The organism is Aeromonas sp. TW 6, assembly GCF_013168745.1.
Taxonomy (GTDB): domain Bacteria; phylum Pseudomonadota; class Gammaproteobacteria; order Enterobacterales; family Aeromonadaceae; genus Aeromonas; species Aeromonas caviae.
In genome coordinates this window covers 1-23,206 of record NZ_JABERS010000030.1, presented here as the reverse complement: position 1 = coordinate 23,206, position 23,206 = coordinate 1, and the positions used below count along the sequence as shown (strand labels likewise).

Genomic DNA, 23,206 nt, shown 5'->3' with positions numbered 1-23,206 from the left:
ATTGTTGTTCTGGGCGGTTGAGGACGCCCCGCTCATGCCGCGATCAGACGCGTCTTGATTCGCAAGCGAGCCTATTGTGCTCATTTGTGAACATTTAATCTGTGATGAGCGCTAAATTATTGCAGTTTTATTACAAAAATTGTGACGCAGTGAGTGAACGCGCATCCAGGGTCAGCCCACGCATGGCGTGGCTTTTGGCTACTCACTAAGGAGTAATATGGCCGACAACTGTTGCTTTTCGTCACATTTTCTTAGCAATGAATGGGATCTTGCCCACATTTCCGGTGGCAGGGGTATGGTGAATTGACGCAGAAGGTTTATTTTCTCTCTCGTCCAAGAACGAGCGCAAACGAGCATAACGTTTGCGCAAGCTCAAAAAACAAGAAGAAACGTTTTCGGGCGCAATGAATGGGAATGAAAGATAACAAAACGGAACATCAAACCTACTGTGGGTGGATATAAGGAATAACAACTATGAGCATACAAAGACCCAATACCCTGCTTGGCGAGTGCCTCGCCGAGTTTATCGGCACCGGCCTGCTGATCTTCTTCGGCGTCGGCTGCGTGGCTGCCCTGGTGCTGGCTGGCGCCAACTTCGGGCAATGGGAAATCTCCATTACCTGGGGCCTGGGTGTCGCCATCGCCATCTATGTCACCGGTGGCATCTCCGGTGCCCACCTCAACCCTGCCGTGACCCTGGCGCTGATGACCTTCTGCGGCTTTGACAAGCGCAAGGTGGTGCCCTTCATCATCGCCCAGATAGCCGGGGCATTCGCCTCCGCCGCCCTGGTCTACGCCCTCTACAGCAACCTGTTCACCCAGTGGGAGCTGACCCACAACGTGGTGCGCGGCAGCGTCGAGAGCCTCGGCACCGCAGGCATCTTCTCCACCTACCCCAATGCCCTGCTCTCCAACATGCAGGCTTTCGCGGTCGAGATGGTGATCACCGCCGTCCTGATGCTGGGCATCATGGCACTGGGTGACAACAACAACGGCGCCCCCAAAGGCTTCGCCGCCGCCCTGCTCATCGGTATCCTGATCGCGGTGATCGGCGCCTCCCTCGGCCCCTTGACCGGCTTTGCCATGAACCCGGCCCGTGATTTCGGCCCCAAACTGTTCGCCTTCGTGGCTGGCTGGGGTGACGTGGCCCTGACCGGTGGTCGTGACAACCCCTACTTCTGGGTCCCCATCCTTGGCCCCATCGTCGGCGCCCAGATCGGTACCGCCCTGTATGTGAAAGTGCTGGCTCCCTGCGTCCCGGGCAACCGCGTCGCCACCGAAGAAGCCGCCAAGCTGTCTAACAAAGAAGAGGCCGCCGCCTGAGAGCGGCCCTCCCCAACGTGTAACAACGTGGAAAATAAAAACGTGGAGAACATCATGTCTGCTGAAAAGAAATTTGTCGTTGCGCTGGACCAGGGCACCACCTCCTCCCGTGCCATTGTCTTCGATCAGGACGCCAACATCGTCGCGACCTCCCAGCGCGAATTCACCCAGCACTACCCGAAAGCGGGCTGGGTCGAGCACGACCCCATGGAGATCTGGGCGACTCAGTCCTCCGTCTTCACCGAAGTGCTGGCCAAGAGCGGCCTGCACAGCGAGCAGATCGCCGCCATCGGCATCACCAACCAGCGTGAAACCACCGTCGTCTGGGAAAAGGCCACCGGCAAGCCCATCTACAACGCCATCGTCTGGCAGTGCCGCCGCACCGCCGCCATCTGTGAAGAGCTCAAGGCCCGCGGCCTTGAAGAGTACGTGCGTGAAAACACCGGCCTGGTGCTGGATGCCTACTTCTCCGGTACCAAGGTGAAGTGGATCCTGGACAACGTGGAAGGTGCCCGGGAGAAGGCAATGAACGGCGAGCTGCTGTTCGGCACCATCGACACCTGGCTGGTGTGGAAGATGACCAACGGCGAGGTGCATGTCACCGACCCGACCAACGCCTCGCGCACCATGCTCTACAACATCCGCGACCTGAAGTGGGATGAGCGCATGCTGGACGAGCTGGGCATCCCCGCCTCCATGCTGCCGCAAGTCAAACCCTCCTCCGAGGTCTATGGCTACACCACCCGTGGCGGCGGCGCCCGCATCCCCATCGCCGGTATCGCCGGTGACCAGCAGTCCGCCCTGTTCGGCCAGCTCTGCTTCGAAAAAGGGATGGCCAAGAACACCTACGGTACCGGCTGCTTCATGCTGATGAACACCGGCACCGAGCCGGTTCGCTCCAGCAACGGCCTGCTGACCACGGTCGCCATCGGCCCGAAAGGGGAAGTGAACTACGCACTGGAAGGGGCGGTATTTATGGGTGGCGCCACCATCCAGTGGCTGCGTGACGAGCTGAAGATCATTCACGATGCCCGCGATACCGACTACTTCGCCTCCAAGGTGGGTGACACCAACGGCGTCTACCTGGTACCGGCCTTCGTCGGTCTGGGCGCCCCCTACTGGGATCCGTATGCTCGCGGCACCATGGTCGGCCTGACCCGTGGCGCCAACCGCAACCACATCATCCGCGCTGCGCTGGAATCCATCGCCTACCAGAGCCGCGACGTGCTGGATGCCATGCAGCAGGACTCCGGCATCAAGCTGGCAGCCCTGAAGGTGGATGGCGGCGCCGTGGCCAACGACTTCCTGATGCAGTTCCAGGCTGACATGATGCACACCCCTGTGGTGCGTCCGACCCGCATCGAGACCACCGCCATGGGCGCCGCCTTCCTGGCCGGCCTCGCCGTCGGCTTCTGGAAGAGCTCTGAAGAGCTGGAAGACAAGTTCAGCGTGGACCGCGAGTTCATTCCGCAGATGGACCGTGACGATCGCGCCAAGCGCTACAGCGGCTGGAAGAAGGCGGTGGAACGTTCACGCCGCTGGGCCGAAGAGGAGTGATGGGGTAACCGACGCGTCCTTGAGATGAAAAAAGCAAAGAGGCCGACAGCGATGTCGGCCTCTTTTTATTGGCGAGCACGACTGTTCTGACCGCCCCCGACCCCAACCCTTCCCTTGCCAAGGGGTGGGAGAAAATGACCCCTCCCCCTCGTGGAGGGGGTTGGAACTGTCGACATGCCCTCTACAACGCCTCAGCACCGAGCTGCTCTTTCAGGAAATCGAGCCAGACCCGCAGCCGGATGTCCCGCTGGGCATCGGAGTAGAAGACCGCATGGATGGGGCGCGAGGCGCCGCTGTTGCTGCGGGCCAGCACCTCCACCAGCGCCCCGCTCGCCCTGTCATCCCCTGTCATGAAGTCCGACAGGCAGACGATCCCCTGCCCCGCCAGCGCCAGCTGACGCAAGGTTTCCCCGCTGCTGGCCCGCAGGGTCGGGGTGATGGCGAACCTGTCCCCCTGCTCCTCGCTCAATAGGGGCCAATGATTGAGGTGATCGGGGTGCAAAAAACCGAGCAGCTCGTGGCCCGCCAGCAAGTCAGCCGGCTGGCGCGGGGTACCGCGTGCCTTCAGATAGCCGGGGGAGGCCAGCAGCCGCAGCCGCGAGCGGCCAAGGGGCAGGGCCCGCAGGGAGGAGTCCGTCAGCTCGCCGATGCGAATGGCCATGTCCACCCGCCGCTCCATCAGGTTGATGAAGCCCTCGGAGCTGTGCAGTTGCAGCTCGATGGCGGGGTAGCGGCGGCGAAACTCGCCGATGATGGGCACCAATCTATGCAGGATGAAGGGGGTGGCGGCGTCCACCCGCAATATGCCCTCCGGCTGCTCCCGGCGCATCAGCAGCAACCCTTCCGCCTCGCTCATCTCGGTCAGGATCTTCACCGCCCGCTGATAGAACCAGCTCCCCTCCTCGGTCAGGCTGACCCGCCTCGTGGTGCGGTTGAGGAGCACGGTGGCGAGCTTCTCTTCGAGGCGCTTGATGCCGCGGCTCACCACGGAATTATCCATGCCGAGATTCTCCGCCGCCTGGCGAAAGCTGCCCGCCTCCACCACCGCCACAAACAGGGTCAATTCATCGGAATGGGTCTTCATTGTTGTCATCCTGGCAAGAGTAATGGGCCTTTATAGGTGCAATGGCCGGGAGTTGGCAAGACAGGCGTCGCTTCGTATCGTGACGCACCACCTGTTTTATCTGCGCCCTTGCCAGTACAATGCCGCCAACCGGCACCGTATGGCGCCACACTATGACAGGGACGATCCATGACATTCGACAACAGATTGGCCGCCGCCCATCGGGAGCTGGCCGAGAAGGGCGTGCAAACGCTCAACTACAACCCGCCGATCATCTGGCTGCTGCGAAAGGCGGGGTTCACCATCAGGCCGCCCCACTACGAACGCTTTATGATCAACGTTCTTGCCCTGGGACTCCCCATCGGCGCTATCTGGGGGGTGTTGATGTGGTGCCTCGGCTGGCAGGATGAGGTGAGCCCGGGGTTTGCCCTGCGCCAGAGCCTGCTGTTTGGCATCGGGCTCGGTCTGCTGATGGGGACCTGGTTCTGGTTTCGGCGCAAGCGGCTCAAGCTGACCCCCTGGGACGCCTTGCCGCACTCAACGATCCGCACGCAAAAACGCTGACAACCGAAATAATCACCGACAAGGAGAGCCCATGACCAGGGCCCATGAAAAACTGAACTATGTGGAGTTTGCGGCCAGGGATCTTGCCGCCACCAAGGCCTTCTTCACCGCCGCCTTTGGCTGGCAGTTTGCCGACTACGGCCCCGATTATTGCGCCTTCGAAGGGGAAGGGCTGGATGGCGGCTTCTACCGCACCGAACTGTGCAGCCAGAGTGCTCAGGGCGGGGCGCTCCTGGTGTTCTACAGCGCCGATATCGAGGCGACCCAGAGCAAGGTAGCCGGCGCAGGGGGCATCATAGTGCGCCCCCTGTTCGATTTTCCCGGTGGCCGCCGCTTTCACTTTGTCGAGCCCAGCGGCAATGAATTTGCGGTCTGGTCCGAACCGGCCAGCGCCTGATAATACTCCGCCCTCCCCTGGCCCACCTGCACCACGACCAGCCATGGGGAGGCCACATTGCTGCACTCACCTCAATAGTGTTTTGCGACTGCTGCCCTGTATCCCCCAGTCTGGGGCGGGCATACTGACTCCCGTCTTAACGAGGAGGTTCAGATGCCATCCCCCCTGATTGTGATTGCCCAGCTTGACGCCAAACCCGAATTCGCCGCCCAGTTTCGCGCCGCCCTCGAGCCGCTGATCGCCGCTACCCTGCAAGAGCCGGGGTGCCTTTGCTACCAGTTGCACCAGAGCCTGGAGAGCCCCCATAGCTGGATGCTGTACGAGGAGTGGGAGAGTGAAGCCGCCCTGCTCGCCCACCAGCAGCAGCCCCATTTTCTCGCCTTCGTGGCCGACACTCAGGAGTGGTTTGCCAGCAGCCTGGTGCGCCGCTATCACAGGGTCTGAGGCTGCCGGCGCCCTCCCCGCCGGATCTGCACCGCAGGCCCGGCAAACAGACAAAGCATTGAGCGTAGAAACACTAACCTGAGGAATTTGATGATGAAGATGCCCAACCTGGGTCTTGGAACCTTCCGCCTGAAAGATCAGCCCCTTCGCGACTCCCTGCTCCAGGGGCTGGAACTTGGCTACCGCCATATCGACACCGCCCAGATCTATGACAACGAGGCCGAAGTCGGCCAGTTGATGAGCGAGAGTGGCGTGCCCCGCCAGGATATCTACCTGACCACCAAGGTGTGGACCAGCGAGTTCGGTCCGGGCAAGGTGATCCCGAGCCTGGAGGTGAGCCTGGAAAAACTCGGCACCGACTATCTGGATCTGGCGCTCATTCACTGGCCCTCCCCCCAGGATGAGGTGCCGATGGCGGTCTATCTGGAGCAACTCGCCGAGGCCAAAGCCCGGGGCCTGACCCGGGAGATCGGGGTCTCCAACTTCACCGTGGCCCAGCTTAAACAGGCCATCGAGATTTTGGGGCCGGGCGCCATCGCCCACCAGCAGGTGGAGATCCACCCGCTGCTGCAAAACCGCAAGGTGGTCGAATTCTGCCAGGCCCACGGCATCGCCATCACCGCCTATATGCCACTCGCCTATGGCAAGGTGCTCGCCGAGCCGCTCTTGATGGAGATCGGCCAGCGCCACGGCGTCTCGGCAGCCCAGGTGTCGCTAGCCTGGCTGCTGGCCCAGGGCATGACGGTGATCCCGAGCTCTACCAAGCGGGAGAATCTGGCCGCCAACCTGGCTGCGCTGAAGGTACGGCTCAGCAGCGACGAGATGGCGCAGATTGCCACCCTGGATCGGGGTGAGCGCTGCGCCAACCCGGACTTTGCGCCGGATTGGGATTGATCCCCCTCATCCCCAGCCCTTCTCCCGCCAGGGGAGAAGGGAGCAAATAAGGCTCAATGACATTCTTCAGCACCAGCGGGAGGCACAATGCCTCCCGCTTTTTTTGTCCCCAATACCGCGCGTCACCGCCGCCCGAGTCCTCCTCCAACACCTTCCCTCAATCCTTTACCTCTTACCTCATTTCTCTTTCCTCTTTTCTCTCTGTCCCGGCTCGCTCTGCACGGGTTGCCGCCGTGCGCGTTGTCTCTGCACCCACCTCGCGCGCTACGGCCGCTCTTGCCGCAGTTGCCTCGGCCACTCCCACTTCCACGGCCCCATTGCTGCTGATTTGGCAAAAGTAATTTGACGTTGCCGTCATTTTTACCAACAAACACCCTCGGCATACTGGCGCCATTCTCCCGTCGGGAGTCCCAATCCAAGGAGTTGTTATGCCACTGGCGTTATTTGCCCTCACCTTAAGTGCCTTTGCTATAGGCACCACCGAATTCGTGATCGTGGGGCTCATCCCCACCATCGCTGAGCAGCTCAATGTCTCGCTCCCCTCGGCGGGCCTGCTGGTCAGCCTCTATGCCCTTGGGGTGGCCATCGGCGCCCCCGTGCTCACGGCCCTCACCGGCAAGCTGCCGCGCAAGTGGCTGCTGGTGGGACTGATGGCCCTCTTCACTGTCGGCAACCTGCTGGCCTGGCAGGCCCCCGGGTACGAGAGCCTGATTGTGGCCCGCATCCTCACCGGGCTGGCCCACGGGGTCTTCTTCTCGGTAGGCAGCACCATCGCCACGGGTCTCGTGGCCAAAGAGAAGGCGGCCAGCGCCATCGCCATCATGTTCAGCGGCCTCACGGTCGCCCTGGTGACCGGCGTCCCACTTGGCACCTGGATTGGTCAGGTCTTTGGCTGGCGCGAAACCTTCCTGGTGGTGAGCCTGCTCGGCCTCGTCGCCATGGTGGGCAGCATGCTGCTGGTACCGGGGAACCTGCCGAAGGGGGCCGCCTCCAGCGTTCGCGAGCAGCTCTCGGTGCTCACCAGGAAGCCCTTGCTGCTGGTCTACGCCAAGACGGCGCTCGGTTACGGCGGTGCCTTCACGGCGTTTACCTTCCTCGCCCCCATCCTGCAACAGGTGAGCGGCTTTAGCGCCGGCGCGGTCAGCCTCATTCTGCTGGTGTACGGGGTATCGGTCGCCGTCGGCAATATCTGGGGCGGCAAGCTCGCCGACCGGATGGGCCCATTGCCCGCTCTCAAGCTGCTGTTCGCCGGGCTCGCCCTGGTGCTGCTGGTGCTCACCTTCACCGCACCGCACCCGGTGCTGGCGGTACTGACCGTGCTGGTGTGGGGCGCCTTCGCCTTTGGCAACGTGCCGGGTCTTCAGGTACTGGTGGTGAAACAGGCCGAGCGCCACACCCCCAATGCCGTGGATGTGGCCTCCGGCCTCAACATCGCCGCCTTCAACGTCGGCATTGCGCTGGGCTCCGTGGTCGGCGGTTTCGTGGTGGAGCACCTCGGCCTGATGCACACACCCTGGATTGGCGCCCTCATCGTGCTGCTGGCCTACGGCCTCACCCATGTCAGCGAAGCGGGCGAGCGCCGCGCCGCCCTTGCCTGACCCCGGGCAAGCAAAAGGCCGACACCCTGTGTCGGCCTTTTTCATGGGCAAGATGCGAGGCTCAGGGCTCCTTGAGATCCTCATCGGCAGCCCAGCGCGCCTCCAGCCAGAGCAGGTTGACCAGCCCGCAGAGCAAGGCGAACCCCAGCCCCAGCAACCAGGTGAAATACCACATATCGCATTGATCCTTGTGTTGAAGCGGATTAGTAAAGGCTGTGGCCGTGCTGGCGCACCTGCTCGGCGCTGACCCTGCCGCGCACCACCCGGTAGACCCAGAGGGTGTAGCCGATGTTGACCGGCATCAGTACCCCGACGATCCCCAGCATGATAAGCAGGGTGCGCTCGCTGGAGGTGCTGTCCCACAGGGTCAGGCTGCTGGCCGGATCCAGGGACGAGGGCAGCACGAAGGGGAAGAGCGCGATGGCCACGGTCAGCATCATGGCGGCGCAGGCACCGCCGCTGGCAACGAGCGCCAGCCCGGACTTGCCGAGGCGGCTTGCCAGCGCGCACACCAGGGGCAGCAGGAGCCCGAGCACAGGCACGGCCCAGAGCACCGGATGGGCGACAAAGTTGCCAAGCCAGCCCGCCGGCACCGCCACCACCTCTTTCATCAGCGGAGTGAGGGCGCCGTTGAGATCGCCGATGGCCGTGATGCGATACCCCGCCATCTCTCCAAGCCAGACGCCGCCAAGGGCAAAGAGGGCGCTCGCCAGGGGGCCGAGCCAGAGGGCGAGGCGGGCGCTGCGCGCTGCTATGGCCCCCTGGGTCTTGCACTGCAGGAAGCTGGCACCGTGCAGCAAGAGCAGCGCCAGCGCCGTCCCCATGGCGGTCAACAGCAGCGGCCAGTGGAACGCAAAGGCGCCATAGTGGATGCGAAGGGCCGCATCGAAGCGAAACGGCAGCCCTTGCAGCACGAGGCCAAGGGTGGCACCAAACACCAGGGTCGGCAGCAGACCGCCCACCACCAGGGCGCGGTCCCACCAGCGGCGCCAGACCGGGTCCGGCAGCTTGCTGCGATAGTCAAAGCCCACCGGGCGCAAAAAGAGGCCGAACAGCAGGAACATGAAGGGCACGTAAAGCGCCGAGAAGGCGGCGGCATAGACCAGGGGCCAGGCGGCAAACAGGGTGCCGGCACCGGCGATGAGCCACACCTGGTTGCCCTCCCACACCGGCCCTACGCTGTTGAGCAGCACCCTCCGCTCGTCATCCGTCTTGCCGACCACGGGCAGCAGCATGCCGACCCCGAGATCGAAGCCATCCATCACCACGAAGCCGACCAGCAGGAAGAGCACCAGCCCCCACCAGATCACTTTCAGGGTTTCGTAATCCATCAGGCAGGACTCCCGTTTTGCAACACTTCACCTTGATAACGACCCGTCTGCAGGCTGGCAGGCCCTTTGCGGATCACATGACGCAACAAGAACAACTCCACCACCAGCAGGCTGCTGTAGATGAGGAAGATGGCGATGAGGCTGAACCAGAGCTGCCCCGGTTGCAGCAGGGAGACGGAGGCCGACACCGGCAGCACGTCGCTGATGGTCCAGGGCTGGCGACCGAACTCCGCCACGAACCAGCCCGCCTCGATGGCAATCCAGGGTAGCGGAATAGACCAGAGCAGGGCCCTGAGCAGCCGCGGGGATTGCACCAGCCTGCCCCGGCACAGTTGCAGGAAGGCGGCGGCAAAGAGCGCCAGCAGCGCCACGCCGATGCCCACCATCAGGCGAAAGCTCCAGAACAGCGGCGCCACTTGGGGGATGGAGTCCTCCACCGCCTTGGCGATGGCCCCCTCGTCCGCCTTGCCAATCTGCTTGGCATAGGGGGTGAGCAAGAGGCCGTAGCCCAGATCGCTGCGGTGGCGCTCGAAGGTGGCGCGGGCCGCCTGGTTGCTGCCATCTGCCCGCATCGCTTCGAGCGCCTCGTGGGCCAGCATGCCGCTGCGAATGCGCGCCTCGTGCTGCGCTTTCAGATCTTTGAGGCCCGTCACCTGCTCATCCAGGGAGCGGGTGGCGATGATGCCCATCAGATAGGGGATCTTGATGGCCGCGTGGGTGGTCTCGGCACGCTGATCCGGCAGGCCGAACAGGGTGAAGGAAGCCGGGGCGGGCTCCGTCTCCCACTCCGCCTCGATGGCGGCGAGCTTGACCTTCTGCACCTCCCCCGAGCGATAGCCCGACTCGTCCCCGAGCACGATGACCGAGAGGATGGCCGCGAGGCCAAAGCCCGAGGCGATGGCAAAGGATCGCAGGGCGAAGCGCACCTCCATGCCGCGCAGCAGATACCAGCTGCTCACCCCCATCACGAACAGGGAGGCCGCCACATAGCCTGCCGCCACCGTGTGGACGAACTTGACCTGGGCCACCGGGTTGAAGATGACCGCGGCCACGTCCACCAGCTCCATGCGCATGGTCATGGGGTTGAACTCGGCGCCGACCGGGTTTTGCATCCAGCCGTTGGCGATGAGGATCCAGAGGGCGGAGAGGTTGGAGCCGAGCGCCACCAGCATGGTCACCAGCAGGTGCTGACCGCGGGAGAGCTTGTCCCAGCCGAAGAAGAAAAGGCCCACCAATGTAGACTCGAGGAAGAAGGCCATCAGCCCCTCCACCGCCAGCGGCGTGCCGAAGATATCGCCGACATAGTGGGAGTAATAGGCCCAGTTGGTCCCGAACTGGAACTCCAGGGTGATCCCGGTGGTCACCCCCATCACGAAGTTGATGCCAAACAGCTTGCCCCAGAAACGGGTGATGTCCTTGTAGATCACCTTGCCGGTCATCACGTAGGCCGACTCGGCGATCACCAGGATCCAGGACAGCCCCAGGGTGAGGGGCACAAACAGAAAGTGGAACATCGCCGTCGCCCCGAACTGTATTCGGGAGAGGCTGACCACATCATCCAGGCTTATCATGCATGACTCTCTATGTTGCATTTAACGGACAGGTTTTCGCCCGCCAAGTACACCATGGTCCATGACACCTATAACAGATGCAGTTATAGTGAAAAACACCTATAACAGTTTGGGCCCACCATGTCCCGCTACGGCCAGTTGGCAGACCAGCTGCAACAGCAGATCACGAGCGGCCTCTGGCAGCCGGGGGAGCGCATCCCCTCCATCCGCCAGAGCTGCAAGACCCACGGCCTCAGCCCCATGACGGTACTCCAGGCCTATCAGTTGCTCGAAAGCCGGGGCCTCATCCTGGCGCGGCCCCAGTCCGGCTACTACGTCAAGGCCGCGAGCACGGCCCGGCGGGAGAGCCAGCCCCAGCAGGCCCGCTACAGCGGCTCGGTGGACATCAACGATCTGGTGTTCGAGGTGCTGCAGGCGAGCAAGTCACGGGAGCTGGTGCCCCTTGGCATGGCGGTGGCGGACCCGACCCTCTTCCCCCACCCCCAGCTCGGTCGGGCCCTCGGCAGTTGCATGCGCCGCCTCGATCCCTTCAGCACGGTGGCAGATCTGCCCCCCGGCAACGAGGCACTGCGCCGCGCCATCGCCCGGCGCTACGCCGGCGAGGGGATGGCGGTGGATCCCCAGCAGATCATCATCACCACGGGGGCCATGGAGGCGCTCTCCCTCAGTCTTCAGGTGCTGACCGAGCCCGGCGACTGGGTGGTGGTGGAGTCCCCCACCTTCTACGGCGCCCTGCAGGCCATCGAGCGGCTCAAGCTCAAGGTGGTGGAGATCCCGGTGATCCCCGGGGTGGGGATCGATCTCGCCCTGCTGGAGGAGGCCCTCGCCCAGCGCCCCGTCAAGGCGTGCTGGCTGATGGGCAATGTGCAGCACCCCCTCGGCCACACCATGCCCAATGAGCACAAGCAGGCGCTGATGGCGCTGCTCAACCGCCATCAGGTCCCCCTGGTGGAGGATGACGTCTATGCGGAGCTCTATGTCGGGCGCGAGCGGCCAAGGCCCATCACCCATTGGGATGCGCGGGGAGAGAGCCTGCTGTGCGGCTCCTGGACCAAGTGTCTGGCGCCCGGCTTTCGGGTCGGCTGGGTGGTGGCGAAGCGCCACGCCGAGCGCATCCAGCGGCTGCAACTGATGTCGACGCTCTCGACCAATGTGCCCAGTCAGCTGGCGCTGGCCGACATGTTGCGCCAGGGCGGGGTGGACGCCCACTTTCGCCGCCTGCGCCACACCCTGGCCCAGCGCCAGCAGCAGATGCGGGCAGCCCTGATGCGCCTCTTTCCCGAGGCGCGTATCTCCTCCCCGGATGGGGGCTACTTTCTCTGGCTCGAATTTGACGCCCGCCTCGATGGCCGGGCGCTCTATGCCAGCGCCATCGAACAGGGGGTCTCCATCGCCCCCGGGGCCCTCTTCTCCAGCCAGGGCCAGCACAACCACTGCCTGCGCCTCAACAGCTCCCATCCCTGGAGCCCGCAGCTAGACGCGGCGCTCAACCGGCTTGCGGACCTCATCGCCCGGCAACGGGAAACCTGGCAGAGCCCCCCTGACGCCTCACACGACAAGGGCCCGTAACGGGCCCTTTTGCAAGCGAATGCGCCTTACCTGGCCATGGTCTGTGACTGGGCCTTGAAGCCCAGTTGCTCGTAGAGGGCCCTGGCCCGCTCGTTGAAAGCCATCACCTCCAGGCGCAGCTGGCTTGCGCCCCGTGCCTTGCCCCACTGGTCCCCGTGGGCGATCAGCGCCCGGCCGATGCCCCGGGAGCGCAGCCCCTCATCCACCACCACGGTCGTGATGCGGCAGACGGGCAGCTTGCTGAGAAAGGGGACGCTCTCGTTGAGGTCGATGCGGGCGGTGAGAAAGCCCGCCACCTCTCCCGCCACCACCGCCACGCAGAAAAGACGCGCCTCGTCGGCAATGGCGCCGAGCAAGAAGGCCCTGTCTTCCGGGGACGGGGGGCAGAACACCTCGGGCACCTGCTCGAAGTGGAGCTGACCTATCTGCCGGTTCAGGGCCAAAATAGCGTCGATATCCTGTTCAGTTGCCTTGCGAATGTCCACCTGATGCTCCTTGCAGTGAGGGTCGCCAGCGAGGAAAGAGGCTCGGCGGTCACCCTTTGGAACCCGCATCTTATCGGCTCGTCACGACAATCAACAGCCCCCCGGCAACGACAAGGCCCCATGACGGGGCCTTGTGGACAATCCTGATGGCAATGCGGGCTCAGCCCGGCGCCCCCAGTTGGGCCACCTGGCGCTCTATGCTCCCCTTGAGGTTGTCATCCAGCTTCAAGGCCCGCGCCAGCTCGTCCAGATAGCCGCGCTCCATGAAGTGATCCACCTCGATGGTGAGGAGAGAGGCGAGGTAGACCTCGGTCGCCAGCTCCATGTCGGTCACTTCTCGCGCCAGGACATGGGGGTCGAGGGGACGGGAGAGCTCGGCGTCAATCCAGCGGGCCGCATCCCGCTCCCCCTGTTCGGTCAGGTACTCCTGGATCTTCTGGCGCTCGGCGGCATCGATGTGGCCGTCGGCCCGGGCTGCCGCCACCATGGCGCGCACCAGCAGGTTGGCGCGGGCATCCAGGGCCTTGCCCTCCAGGGTGTCCAGGGGCTGGGTCGGCTGGGCCGGGGTGGACTGCTGGGTCTGCCAGTCCTGATAGAGTTTGTAGGCCAGCCCCCCGAGGGCTGCCGCCCCCCCCACCGCCGCCACCTTGGTGCCATATTTGCGCATCTTCTTGTTGCCAAGCAGCAGCGCCATGGCCCCGGCGGCCAATCCCCCCTGCGCCATGCCCTTCATCTGGGCCTTGCGCATGTCACCACCGTCGTTGAGCCAGCCCTTGCCAGCTCCCATCAATTGCTCCAGCATCTGTTTCATGGGGCCTCCTCGCTCGCGTGATGGGTCATGCTGGGCCGCCTGCGCTGAACTCAAGGTGAATGACGGCGCAGACAAGAAGAGGCGCTGGTTGGATCAGTGTCGGCCCCGCCCACTGCTATTGTCCCCGGGGGACAGCCAAGGAGTCCCCCCTTGCCTCGACATAAGGAAGTACCATGAGCGCCCGTGAACTGACCCTGCAATTTCTCGCCGAACCCGCCGACGTCAACTTTGGCGGCAAAGTCCATGGCGGCATGGTGATGAAGTGGATTGACCAGGCCGGCTACGCCTGCGCCGCCGGCTGGTGTGGCGGCTATGCCGTCACCGTCTATGTGGGGGGCATCCGCTTCTTGCGCCCCATCCAGATAGGCCAACTGGTTGAGGTGCACGCCAAGGTGATCCACACCGGCACCACCAGCATGCACCTGACGGTGGATGTCTACAGCCGCCACCCCACCGACCCGGAGCGGCGCAAGACCACCCACTGCATCATCATCTTCGTGGCCATGGACGAGCATGGCAAACCCACTCCGGTGCCCCAGTGGCAGCCGGTGAGCGAGAGCGATCTGCAGTTGCAGCAGTACGCCAAAAAGCTGATGGCCCTGCGCGAGGAGCTGGACAAGGAGATGCGCCAGCACATGTGACCTGTCCCGCCCCGGGCTGCCGGGGCGTGTCTTCGCGCCGCCGGGCGCTATAATGGCGACCACCCTTGCCCTTGAGAACCCAAGATGTCTCTGGAAAATGCCCCCCCCGAGGTCCAGCTCGCGGTGGATCTGATTGAACTGCTGGAAACCAACCACATCGCCCCCGCGCTGGCCCTGGCGGCACTCGCCATCGTTCGCCGGGATTATGAGCGCAAGCTCGAGGAAGGTCGGGAGGCCTGAGCGCCCCCGCAGGAGGCACCATGTCAGCCCCCATTCGCATCGAACAAGGCCGCGCCATGCTCCTCGGGGGGCTGCGCCGTCACCACCCCTTCGAGCAGGGGGACTTCGCCGGCCAGTGGCGCGACCTCAGCACCCTGCTTCCCCTGCCGGGGCAACTCGGTGAGCACGCCTATGGCGTCATCTGCGCCGCCACCGACACCCACTGCGAATACCTCTGCGGGGTGGAGGTCGCCGCCCTGGAGGTGCTGCCTCCCGGGCTTGGCCGCATGCGCATCGCCCCCCAGACCTACGCCATCTTCTTGCATCAGGGGCATGTCACGACCCTGCCGCACACCTGGCGCCAGGCCCTGGCGTGGCTCGCGCAATCGGACTATCAATCTGCCCAGCAGCCGGATTTCGAGCGCTACGGCGCCCGCTTTGACGCCGCCACCGGCAGCGGCGAAGTGGAAATCTGGCTCGCCGTGGTACCAAAACAGGCCCTGGCCTGACCCCTGACCGCCCGGGCTACCTCGGCCCCATCACCTCGTCACAGAGCGCGATCAGCGCCTCCCCCAACCGGGCGAGGGGCTCGCTCGTGCCCGGCCCCTGGTGCAGGGCCAGCTCCACCGAGCGCACCGCAGGCCAGTGAGCCAGCACCACCTGATCCGGTTGCAGCAGGCGCGCCGGCAGCAGGCTGACCCCGATCCCCGCGCTCACCGCCCCTTGCAGGCTGGCGAGACTGCCGCTCACGTAGGCGATGCGCCAGGGGATCCCCTCGGCATCCAGGGCGTCGGTCATCTGGCGCCGGTAGAGCCCCTCGCTTGGAAACACCACCAGAGGCAGGGGGTCGCGCCCGGCGGCGGGCCACTCCCGGCTGTCAACCCAGGCCAGGGGCTCGCGCCAGCGGGCGATGGGCTCCCCCTGGCCGCGCCCCTGCTTGATGAGGGCCAGATCCAGCTCTCCCCCTTCGAATGCCTGCCACAGGGCATGGCTGAGATCGCTTTGTACCTCCAGCCGCACCTGCGGGTGCGCGCGGGCGAAGGCGGCCAGCACCGGGGTCATGGCCCCCGCGGCAAAATCCTCCGGCACCCCGAGGCGCAGGGGGTGGCTCGCCTCGCTCACCCGCTCCCCCGCCCGGGCCAACAGCCCCAGGATGCGGCGCGCCAGCCCGAGCAGGGTCTCCCCCTGGGCCGTGGTCACCACCTGGCGACCGGATCGGTCGAGCAGGGTGCAGCCCAGCTGCTGCTCCAGGCGGCGCATCTGCTGGCTCAGGGTGGACTGGGTGAGGTGGATACGCTCGGCGGCGCGGGTAAAGCTGCCGGTTTCGACGATGGCGACGAAGCTCCGCAGCAATTGGGGGTCCAGCAGGGGGCGCTCCATGGGCAATCTCCATTTATAAAACCACTGGAAGTCATTTTATCATTTAATTTCCAAATGATGCGGCGACCCTCTAGGCTGCTGTCCTCCCCCTTTTTGCCAGGATATGACCATGCCACCCCCTTCCCAGTCCGGTGCCCGCCTCCTCAACTCCCTCACCGCCGCCTCGGCCCCCAGCCATCAGGAGTGGCTGGAGCAGGCCCTGCACCTGGCCCTGACCCATCGCCAGCAAGGGGGGCGCCCCTTCGCCGCCCTGCTGGTGAGGGAGAACCGGCTGGTGGCGAGCGCCGTCAACCGCATGCTGGAGGCGGGGGACCCCACCCGTCACGCGGAGCTGGAAGCGCTGCGGGAAGGGAGTCGCCAGGGGCCGCTGGCCGGGGCCATCGTCTATGCCAGCGGGCACCCCTGCCCCATGTGCCTGTCGGCCCTGGTGATGAACGGCATCCAGGCGGTCTACTACGCCTTTGACAACGACGATGCCGCCTCCTTCGGCTATGACAGCCGCGCGGCCTACGCGGCCCTGCGACTGCCCCTGTGCCCGCCGCCCCTGCCCCTCATCAAGCTGGCGAGCCCCATCGCGGCCGAAACCCTCTACGGTCCCCTGCCCCATGCATAAGCGCCGCCTCCCCCCGGGCAGCGGCGCCTTGCTGGTGCTGGTGATCCTCATCGCCCTCAACCTGCGCCCCTTCCTCACCGCCATCGGCCCCCTGGCCCCTCGCATCGACGCGAGGCTGGCCCTGGGGGTGGATACCCTGGCCTGGGTCACCCTGCTGCCCCTCTGGCTTATCGGGGTCGGCGTGCTGCTCACCCCGGCGCTCCTGGGTCGCACGGGCCCGCGCCCCCTGCTCGGGACGGCACTGCTGCTGCTCGCCCTTGGCAGCGCCCTGCGCGTCGATCTGGCGAGCGGCGCCCTGCTCATCGCCAGCGCCGCCCTGTGCGGGCTGGGCTCGGCCCTGGTGCAGGGGGTGCTGCCCGGCCTCATCAAGGAGGGGTTCGCCCAAAAGGTGCCCCTGGTGATGGGGATCTTCTCCGCCTGCATGATGGGGGGCGGGGCGCTCGGGGCCGTGATCACCCCGCGCCTTGCCGAGTATCTGGACTGGTCTCGGGCGCTGGCGCTCTGGGGCCTGCCGGTGCTGCTGGCCCTCGGCTGGCTGGCCTGGCGGGTGCCCCTGCCCGCCCCGGCCAGCACGCCCGCCCCCACCGGGGAGCAGCGGCTGCTCCCCCTGCCCCGCACCTGGCTGCTCATCGCCTGTTTTGGCATCATCAACAGCGGCTACGGCATCGTCGTGGCCTGGCTGGCCCCGGCCTACATGGCGGCGGGCTGGAGCGCCCAGCAAGGGGGCGAGCTGGTGGCCTGGCTCGCCCTGGCCCAGACCGCGAGCGGCCTTGGCCTGCCCCTGCTGGCAGCCGGTCGGCTGGACCGCCGCCCCTGGATGGCGCTGGCCATCACCATGCAGCTGGCGGGCTTTGGCGGCCTCTGGCTCGCTCCCCAGACAGCCCCCCTGCTCTGGTGCTTGCTGTGCGGCGCCGGGCTTGGGGGGAGCTTCTCCCTCATCATGGTGATTGCGCTGGATCACCTGCCCGACCCACGCCGGGCGGGCGCCCTCTGCGCCCTGATGCAGGGGGTCGGCTTCATGGTGGCGGCTACCGGCCCCTGGGTGGCGGCCCGCCTGCACCATGCAAGCGGTGACTTCGCCGCCGCCTGGCAGTGGCAACTCGGCGCCCTGGTCCTGATGAGCCTGCTGGTGGTGCGTCTCAACCCGCGCCACTACCCAAGGGCCATGGGTCTGTCCCCGGCGCAGGCCATGGCTGTGCAGACGGCAGGCCACAAGCCTGCCTGATCCGGCGAGCACCGGCCTTGGGGGCCAGAAAGCACAACACCGGCCTTGGCCGGTGTTGTGCATCAGGGTGCGGGAAGGCCTGGCGCTCAGCGCCCCTTCTTCTGGCGCCCGCCCTGCCCTGGCCGCGGTTTGCCCGGGGCGGGTTTGCCCCCCTTGCCGGGCGCGCTTTTACCTGCTGCCCCTTTGCTGGCAGCCCCTTTGCCCGCCCCGCCCTTACCTGTGGGGCTCTTCTTCTCGAACGCCTCGGGACCCGGCACATTGGGCCGCCCGCCAATCTCGTGATCGTCGCTGCGCCGCGGCTTCTTGCCATGGGCCGGGGTGCCGGCCGCAGCCGCCTTGGGCTTGGCAACCTGAGCCCCCTTGGCCGGTTTCGCCTCGGAGGAGGAGTCCTCAATCAGCTTGAACAGCTCGATCAGCTCGTCGTCGGTGAGATCGCGCCACTCCCCCACCGGCAGCCCCTTGAGGCTGACGTTCATGATGCGGATGCGCTCGAGCTTGGTCACCTCGAAGCCGAAGTGCTCGCACATGCGGCGGATCTGGCGGTTGAGCCCCTGCACCAGGGTGATGCGAAACACGAAGGGGGCCTCTCGCTTCACCTTGCACTTCTTGGTGACGGCGCCGAGGATGGGCACCCCGGCCGCCATGCCCCGGACGAACTCGTCGGTCACCGGCTTGTCCACGGTCACCAGGTACTCTTTCTCGTGATCGTTGCCCGCCCGCAGGATCTTGTTCACCAGATCCCCGTGGTTGGTGAGGAAGATGAGCCCCTGGGAGTCCTTGTCGAGTCGCCCTATGGGGAAGATGCGGGTGCTGTGGTTGACGAAGTCGACGATGTTGTTCTTCTCCCCCGCCTCCGTGGTGCTGACGATGCCCACCGGCTTGTTGAGGGCGATGAAGACCAGGCTGTCGGCTTCGCGCGGCTCGATCACCTGACCGTTGACCTTGACCAGATCCCCGGCAAACACCTGATCCCCCACCCCGGCCCGCTTGCCGTTGATGAAGACGTTGCCCTGCTCGATGAAACGATCGGCCTCACGACGGGAGCAGATGCCGCTCTCGCTGATGTATTTGTTCAGGCGCATGGATTCATCGGCCAGCATGGGTCACCTCCCGGGTCGGATGGGCCTTGAGAATGGCTGGCTGGATCAGCCGCGCTGTGGTCGGGTTCGTCTGCATACAACTCCATGAAATAAGGGCCTGCGCCCTGCATGTTCGGCAAAAAACGCCGCTACAGTAGCACATTGCACGGGCCCGCGCCCGGCCCCGTCGCACCCTGGCCGCTGGCTCACAGGGGGTGCTGCCCCTGATGCAGCAGCAGGCCCCCCATTATCCAGCGTGCGGTGACGCCGCGGCCCTGATTGGGCTGCACCGCGCACTCCCCGCCTCTTTTCACTTCATGGTGCTCACTTCATGGGCCGGGCCCCCACCGCCGAAGATAGGGTGCGGCCTTCGGCAGATAGCCAGATGATCTAACGCTTGATATTTATCCAGCAAAAATGCATAAAAAGATTTTGGTCATCGCGAATTATCTGCTCTGACCCGCCGACGACGGGAAATGACACCCCCATCGGGGCGCAACAACGGGCCCCTTGAGCCCCGCGAACCCTGAAGACGGGCATGATCCCCTCTCTGGCAGGACGCCACTTTCATCATTCACGACAGGAGTTAAAGATGAGTCATTCCCTCTCCCAGGAGGCCTTCCTGGCCCAGGTCGCCAGCCGCAACCCTCACCAGCCCGAGTTCATCCAGGCCGTGAGCGAGGTGATCGCCTCCATCTGGCCCTATGTGGAGCGCCACCCCCGCTACCTGCAACACGGCCTGCTGGAGCGACTGGTGGAGCCCGAGCGCCTGGTGCAGTTTCGGGTGAGCTGGGTGGATGACCAGGGCCGGGTGCAGGTGAACCGCGGCTACCGGGTGCAGCACAGCTCCGCCATCGGCCCCTTCAAGGGCGGCATGCGCTTCCACCCCTCGGTGGATCTCTCGGTGCTGAAATTCCTCGCCTTCGAGCAGACCTTCAAGAACGCCCTCACCACCCTGCCCATGGGCGGCGGCAAGGGGGGCAGCGATTTCGATCCCAAGGGCAAGAGCGAAGGAGAAGTGATGCGCTTCTGCCAGGCCCTGATGCTGGAGCTCTATCGCCACCTGGGGGCCAACACCGACGTGCCGGCGGGCGACATCGGGGTGGGCGGGCGCGAGGTGAGCTACATGGCGGGCATGATGAAGAAGCTCACCAACAGCGCCGAGTGCGTCTTCACCGGCAAGGGACTCTCCTTTGGCGGCAGCCTCATTCGTCCGGAAGCCACCGGCTACGGCCTGCTCTACTTTGTCGACGCCATGCTGGCCCATCGCGGCCAGTCCCTCGATGGCCTGCGGGTCTCGGTGTCGGGCTCGGGCAACGTGGCCCAATACGCCATCGAGAAGGCGATGGCCCTCGGCGCCCGCGTCATCACCGCCTCCGACTCCGGCGGCACCGTCTATGATCCGGACGGCTTCACCCCCGAGAAGCTGGCCCGTCTGATGGCGCTTAAAAACGAGCAGCGCAAGCGGGTCGCCGATTACGCCCATGAACTCGGGCTCGAGTTCTTCAGCGGCCGTACCCCCTGGCACCTGGCGACCGACGTCGCCCTCCCCTGCGCCACCCAGAACGAGCTGGATGCCGAAGATGCGGCGCAGCTTATTGCCAACGGCGTGCAGTTGGTGGCCGAGGGGGCCAACATGCCCTCCAGCGCCGCCGCCATCCGTCTCTTCCACGAAGCAAAGGTGCTGTTCGCCCCGGGCAAGGCGGCCAACGCCGGCGGGGTTGCCACCTCGGGCCTCGAGATGAGCCAGAATGCCCAGCGCCTCTCCTGGACCCGGGAAGAGGTGGACGCCCGCCTCAAGGGGATCATGACCAGCATCCATGCCACCTGTGTCCGTTACGGTCAGGATGCTGACCATGTGAACTACGAAAGCGGCGCCAATATTGCCGGCTTCGTCAAGGTGGCCGACGCCATGCTGGCGCAAGGGGTCTGCTGAGCGCCTTGGCCCGGGGCTTCCCCCTCAACACAACGGCAGCCCTCGAGCTGCCGTTGTGTTTTGTGCCTGGTTCGACTTCACACTCTCTTCACCCAGGCATGAAAAGCTCCCATCCGTTCCATCTCGCTGACGAGGATAACAAGATGACGATGAAAATAGGTGCCCTGCTGATCCTGGCCGGGCTCGGCTGCTTCCTGGCATTCAACCTGCTGGGCTCCACCCTCGATGCCCAGGGCTTCCTGCACGAGCCCTTTGCCCTGCTGCCCCTGGGCTATCTGCTGCTCTTCACCGGCATGGTGCTCACCGTGATCCCTCTGCTGCGCAAGGGGCGCACCAGGGAGCAATGACACAAACCGCAAGGTGCCAGGAACTCAGCAATAGCGGCTGATCTCGATGAGGTTCCGATCCGGGTCCAGGCAATAGACCGATTCGATGGGACCACAGGCACCGCTTTTCATCACAGGCCCCTCCACTATCTCGACTCCTTGGCTCGCCAGTTGGGCCATCACCTGATCCAGGGGCCAGCGGGTGATGAGGCAGAGATCCCCCGACCCCACCTGCGCCCGGTTGCGCGCCTCCTCCCCCAGCAACTGCAGATTGATCTTCTGGTTGCCAAAGCGCAGGGCCCGGCGCCCGGCCCCGAAGGTGATGGGCTCCATCTTGAAGGCGCCGCTGTAAAACGCCACCGCCCGCTCAATGTCGCTGACCGTCAATACCAGATGGTCGATATGGCTGATCATGGTCTCTCCCTGTGGTGGTGATTGCCGCACCATCATACCCACCCGCCTCAATAGAAACTGTGGCATGGTGCACAGGTGGCTAACCACTTATTTTAACTAGGGAAATACCTTAACGCATGGCGGCACACGCCTTGTCACGCTGGGCCAGCAGGGTTTCGTCATCGCTCCCCATGGCCGCCAGAATGGCCTGATTGCAGGCCCGCTCCGCGAGCTTACCCGGGCTCTGCTGGGCATCGGCGATCTCCGCGATCATGGGGCGATAGCCGATGGCGGCCGAGCAGTACATGGTGCGGTACTTGGGAAGCTGCCAACTGCTGTCGTCTTGCCGTGTCAGGTCATCGCACAGTTTGCCAAACAGTGCCTGCGCCTTGACCGTGCACTGACTGAAGCGCCGCACATCTTGCTCGTAGGGACGGCAGACACTTTGCTGTTTTATCTGCCAGAGCTGGAAAGAGAAGGGAACCTGCTCCCCCTCATAGGGCACTACCAGCGTTTTTAGCTCGGTGCCATAGATATCCGTCACCTGTTGCTGCACCAGATTGAGATAAGCCGAAAAAAGATAAGAAATTGGATCCATCACCACCTCCCTGTGGTTCGCCTTCTCTATCTTCGCCACCCATGGCTAGATAGATCTTCAAATGGTCAAAATTAGATAACAGCTTACTGATTTAGCTAAAAAAAATGATACCCTGCCTACTCCCTCTATGCACAAGATTCAAGGTCAGTCACCATGCAGCAATGTGGTATTTATGAACAACTCATCACACAACTGTTGGCATCAAGACTAGATCGATCGCATTTCTACATCGGGGAACGACAACTGGAGTCTGCGGAGGCCGCAGTCTGGTTATCACGATTCCTAACTCGTGTGTTGGAATATGCAGTAGGCTCGGTCACTGGCGATGACCCATTACAACGGCAGATTGAGCTGGCTAACCAGTTATTGCTTTGGCTAAAAGATCGCATACAAGACCCAGACTTTATTGGCGAGAACCTTATCGACAGTCAGGGAAAAATTCTGACCGCTCTGTACCAGTTGGATAACCCCATCTCTGCCAATTTAAAGCAATATGCCGAAGATATTTTTCCTCTGACCGGTCTAACGCAAAGTGAGCTGTTCTGCGGCAGCAATGCGGGTTTGTCGATGGAGTCAGAGATTAAACGGGAGATATTATCGGCAGATAGCATCTGCTGGCTGGTCTCATTTATCAAGTGGGCAGGTATCCGTATTTTCCGTCATGAGCTGGAAGAGTTCACTCGCAGCGGCCGCCAATTAAAAGTAATTACTACCTCATATATGGGGGCGACCGACGCCAAGGCAGTTGAATTTTTAGCCAGCCTCCCAAATACCGAAGTCAAACTCAGCTATAACACCCAGCGCGAGCGGTTGCATGCCAAGAGCTATCTCTTTTGCCGAAATACCGGCTTTCATACCGGCTATATAGGTTCCTCCAATCTCTCTCACTCTGCCCTCACCAGCGGCTTGGAGTGGAACCTAAAAATCACCTCGCAAGAGATCCCTCATATTATCGAGAAATCCCTGAGTACCTTTGAAACCTATTGGGAATCCGATGATTTTGAGCTGTTTGATGGCAAGCTCGAAAGCCGTACAAAATTGCAGCATGCACTGCAAGAGGCCCCAGGGCGAGATCGTGAACATTTTGTTAAAAATTAAAAATAGTTTTTTGCCTACAAAACAAATACTTATAGGCCTGTGATATGCAGTTAACTTTATAGTCAGGATCGCCTTCACACTTTTTAATCGT

The 23,206-nt window shown here is 63.8% G+C and carries 25 protein-coding genes and 1 pseudogene; 16 read left to right on the top strand and 10 right to left on the bottom strand.

Going from position 1 to position 23,206, the window contains the following annotated elements; translation table 11 throughout:
* The first annotated feature begins 474 nt into the window (after positions 1-474).
* Together HKD46_RS14725 and glpK are read left to right on the top strand one after the other, a co-directional pair.
* Positions 475-1,323 carry an MIP/aquaporin family protein gene (locus HKD46_RS14725; RefSeq protein WP_039038615.1) on the top strand — a complete coding sequence of 283 codons (849 nt, stop codon included), beginning with the start codon at positions 475-477 and terminating at the stop codon, positions 1,321-1,323.
* 54 nt (positions 1,324-1,377) lie between these two features.
* Positions 1,378-2,880: a glycerol kinase GlpK gene (gene glpK / locus HKD46_RS14720; RefSeq protein WP_010674229.1), complete on the top strand. Its 1,503-nt coding sequence runs from the start codon at positions 1,378-1,380 to the stop codon at positions 2,878-2,880.
* A gap of 181 nt (positions 2,881-3,061) precedes the next feature.
* Here glpK and HKD46_RS14715 read toward each other — a convergent pair whose 3' ends face one another.
* Positions 3,062-3,964, bottom strand: a complete 903-nt coding sequence (locus HKD46_RS14715) for a LysR substrate-binding domain-containing protein (RefSeq protein WP_052815814.1) — start codon at positions 3,962-3,964, stop codon at positions 3,062-3,064.
* 168 nt (positions 3,965-4,132) lie between these two features.
* On the opposite strand from HKD46_RS14715, the gene HKD46_RS14710 reads away from it, so the two are divergent.
* The 5 genes from HKD46_RS14710 to HKD46_RS14690 all read left to right on the top strand — a co-directional run bounded on the left by HKD46_RS14710 (position 4,133) and on the right by HKD46_RS14690 (position 7,840).
* On the top strand, positions 4,133-4,507 hold the full coding sequence (locus HKD46_RS14710; RefSeq protein WP_124245333.1) for a DUF6404 family protein: 375 nt from the start codon (positions 4,133-4,135) through the stop codon (positions 4,505-4,507).
* Positions 4,508-4,538: 31 nt separating this feature from the next.
* Positions 4,539-4,904, top strand: coding sequence for a VOC family protein (locus HKD46_RS14705; protein WP_124245332.1), 366 nt, complete (start codon positions 4,539-4,541; stop codon positions 4,902-4,904).
* 153 nt (positions 4,905-5,057) lie between these two features.
* Positions 5,058-5,348, top strand: a complete 291-nt coding sequence (locus HKD46_RS14700) for a putative quinol monooxygenase (protein WP_124245331.1) — start codon at positions 5,058-5,060, stop codon at positions 5,346-5,348.
* A gap of 90 nt (positions 5,349-5,438) precedes the next feature.
* Positions 5,439-6,242: a 2,5-didehydrogluconate reductase DkgB gene (gene dkgB, locus HKD46_RS14695; RefSeq protein ID WP_171865595.1), complete on the top strand. Its 804-nt coding sequence runs from the start codon at positions 5,439-5,441 to the stop codon at positions 6,240-6,242.
* A gap of 428 nt (positions 6,243-6,670) precedes the next feature.
* Positions 6,671-7,840 (top strand): MFS transporter, encoded by a 1,170-nt coding sequence (locus tag HKD46_RS14690; protein ID WP_113070459.1) that lies wholly within the window; start codon positions 6,671-6,673, stop codon positions 7,838-7,840.
* Between the two features lie 61 nt (positions 7,841-7,901).
* On the opposite strand, the gene HKD46_RS14685 is transcribed toward HKD46_RS14690, so the two are convergent.
* Genes HKD46_RS14685 through HKD46_RS14675 form a run of 3 tightly spaced genes read right to left on the bottom strand, consistent with a single transcriptional unit; the run spans position 7,902 to position 10,742 of the window.
* Positions 7,902-8,015, bottom strand: a complete 114-nt coding sequence (locus HKD46_RS14685; RefSeq protein ID WP_010674207.1) for a CydX/CbdX family cytochrome bd oxidase small subunit — start codon at positions 8,013-8,015, stop codon at positions 7,902-7,904.
* A gap of 28 nt (positions 8,016-8,043) precedes the next feature.
* Positions 8,044-9,171: a cytochrome d ubiquinol oxidase subunit II gene (gene cydB / locus HKD46_RS14680; RefSeq protein ID WP_042015906.1), complete on the bottom strand. Its 1,128-nt coding sequence runs from the start codon at positions 9,169-9,171 to the stop codon at positions 8,044-8,046.
* Complete coding sequence (locus HKD46_RS14675) at positions 9,171-10,742, bottom strand: cytochrome ubiquinol oxidase subunit I (RefSeq protein ID WP_171865594.1); 1,572 nt, start codon at positions 10,740-10,742, stop codon at positions 9,171-9,173. Before HKD46_RS14675 ends, cydB begins: the two co-directional genes overlap by 1 nt.
* A 120-nt stretch (positions 10,743-10,862) precedes the next feature.
* Between HKD46_RS14675 and HKD46_RS14670 the strand changes: the two genes are divergently transcribed.
* Positions 10,863-12,311 (top strand): PLP-dependent aminotransferase family protein, encoded by a 1,449-nt coding sequence (locus tag HKD46_RS14670; RefSeq protein ID WP_171865593.1) that lies wholly within the window; start codon positions 10,863-10,865, stop codon positions 12,309-12,311.
* A gap of 26 nt (positions 12,312-12,337) precedes the next feature.
* On the opposite strand, the gene HKD46_RS14665 is transcribed toward HKD46_RS14670, so the two are convergent.
* Together HKD46_RS14665 and HKD46_RS14660 are read right to left on the bottom strand one after the other, a co-directional pair.
* A complete protein-coding gene (locus HKD46_RS14665) occupies positions 12,338-12,796 on the bottom strand; it encodes a GNAT family N-acetyltransferase (RefSeq protein WP_171865592.1) in 459 nt (152 codons plus the stop codon).
* A gap of 160 nt (positions 12,797-12,956) precedes the next feature.
* Positions 12,957-13,607: a tellurite resistance TerB family protein gene (locus HKD46_RS14660; protein ID WP_171865591.1), complete on the bottom strand. Its 651-nt coding sequence runs from the start codon at positions 13,605-13,607 to the stop codon at positions 12,957-12,959.
* 173 nt (positions 13,608-13,780) lie between these two features.
* Between HKD46_RS14660 and HKD46_RS14655 the strand changes: the two genes are divergently transcribed.
* The 3 genes from HKD46_RS14655 (at position 13,781) to HKD46_RS14645 (ending at position 14,976) form a co-directional block, all read left to right on the top strand.
* On the top strand, positions 13,781-14,248 hold the full coding sequence (locus HKD46_RS14655) for an acyl-CoA thioesterase (RefSeq protein ID WP_171865590.1): 468 nt from the start codon (positions 13,781-13,783) through the stop codon (positions 14,246-14,248).
* A gap of 84 nt (positions 14,249-14,332) precedes the next feature.
* Positions 14,333-14,488 (top strand): pleiotropic regulatory protein RsmS, encoded by a 156-nt coding sequence (gene rsmS / locus HKD46_RS14650; RefSeq protein WP_010674200.1) that lies wholly within the window; start codon positions 14,333-14,335, stop codon positions 14,486-14,488.
* A 20-nt stretch (positions 14,489-14,508) separates the two neighbouring features.
* Complete coding sequence (locus tag HKD46_RS14645) at positions 14,509-14,976, top strand: GyrI-like domain-containing protein (RefSeq protein WP_171865589.1); 468 nt, start codon at positions 14,509-14,511, stop codon at positions 14,974-14,976.
* Positions 14,977-14,992: 16 nt separating this feature from the next.
* Here the strand turns inward: HKD46_RS14645 and HKD46_RS14640 are convergent, their stop codons facing one another.
* On the bottom strand, positions 14,993-15,835 hold the full coding sequence (locus HKD46_RS14640) for a LysR family transcriptional regulator (protein WP_151028737.1): 843 nt from the start codon (positions 15,833-15,835) through the stop codon (positions 14,993-14,995).
* Positions 15,836-15,950: 115 nt separating this feature from the next.
* Here HKD46_RS14640 and HKD46_RS14635 point away from each other — a divergent pair, with 115 nt between their 5' ends.
* Positions 15,951-16,460 (top strand): nucleoside deaminase, encoded by a 510-nt coding sequence (locus HKD46_RS14635; RefSeq protein ID WP_171865588.1) that lies wholly within the window; start codon positions 15,951-15,953, stop codon positions 16,458-16,460.
* Positions 16,453-17,685 (top strand): MFS transporter, encoded by a 1,233-nt coding sequence (locus tag HKD46_RS14630; protein WP_171865587.1) that lies wholly within the window; start codon positions 16,453-16,455, stop codon positions 17,683-17,685. Before HKD46_RS14635 ends, HKD46_RS14630 begins: the two co-directional genes overlap by 8 nt.
* 86 nt (positions 17,686-17,771) lie before the next feature.
* Here HKD46_RS14630 and rluF read toward each other — a convergent pair whose 3' ends face one another.
* Positions 17,772-18,785 (bottom strand): 23S rRNA pseudouridine(2604) synthase RluF, encoded by a 1,014-nt coding sequence (gene rluF / locus HKD46_RS14625; RefSeq protein ID WP_171865586.1) that lies wholly within the window; start codon positions 18,783-18,785, stop codon positions 17,772-17,774.
* Positions 18,786-19,356: 571 nt separating this feature from the next.
* Between rluF and gdhA the strand changes: the two genes are divergently transcribed.
* Together gdhA and HKD46_RS14615 are read left to right on the top strand one after the other, a co-directional pair.
* Positions 19,357-20,700 carry an NADP-specific glutamate dehydrogenase gene (gdhA, locus tag HKD46_RS14620; protein WP_171865585.1) on the top strand — a complete coding sequence of 448 codons (1,344 nt, stop codon included), beginning with the start codon at positions 19,357-19,359 and terminating at the stop codon, positions 20,698-20,700.
* Positions 20,701-20,843: 143 nt separating this feature from the next.
* The gene (locus HKD46_RS14615) at positions 20,844-21,047 is read left to right on the top strand and encodes a DUF3955 domain-containing protein (RefSeq protein ID WP_069652751.1); all 204 of its coding nucleotides are present in this window, start codon (positions 20,844-20,846) and stop codon (positions 21,045-21,047) included.
* Between the two features lie 24 nt (positions 21,048-21,071).
* On the opposite strand, the gene HKD46_RS14610 is transcribed toward HKD46_RS14615, so the two are convergent.
* Positions 21,072-21,440: a VOC family protein gene (locus tag HKD46_RS14610; protein ID WP_042017439.1), complete on the bottom strand. Its 369-nt coding sequence runs from the start codon at positions 21,438-21,440 to the stop codon at positions 21,072-21,074.
* A gap of 109 nt (positions 21,441-21,549) precedes the next feature.
* Positions 21,550-22,017, bottom strand: coding sequence for a DUF3105 domain-containing protein (locus HKD46_RS14605; RefSeq protein WP_151028651.1), 468 nt, complete (start codon positions 22,015-22,017; stop codon positions 21,550-21,552).
* A gap of 153 nt (positions 22,018-22,170) precedes the next feature.
* On the opposite strand from HKD46_RS14605, the pseudogene HKD46_RS14600 reads away from it, so the two are divergent.
* A pseudogene (locus tag HKD46_RS14600) lies at positions 22,171-23,085 on the top strand (phospholipase D-like domain-containing protein); the annotation flags it as partial.
* Positions 23,086-23,206 lie beyond the last annotated feature (121 nt).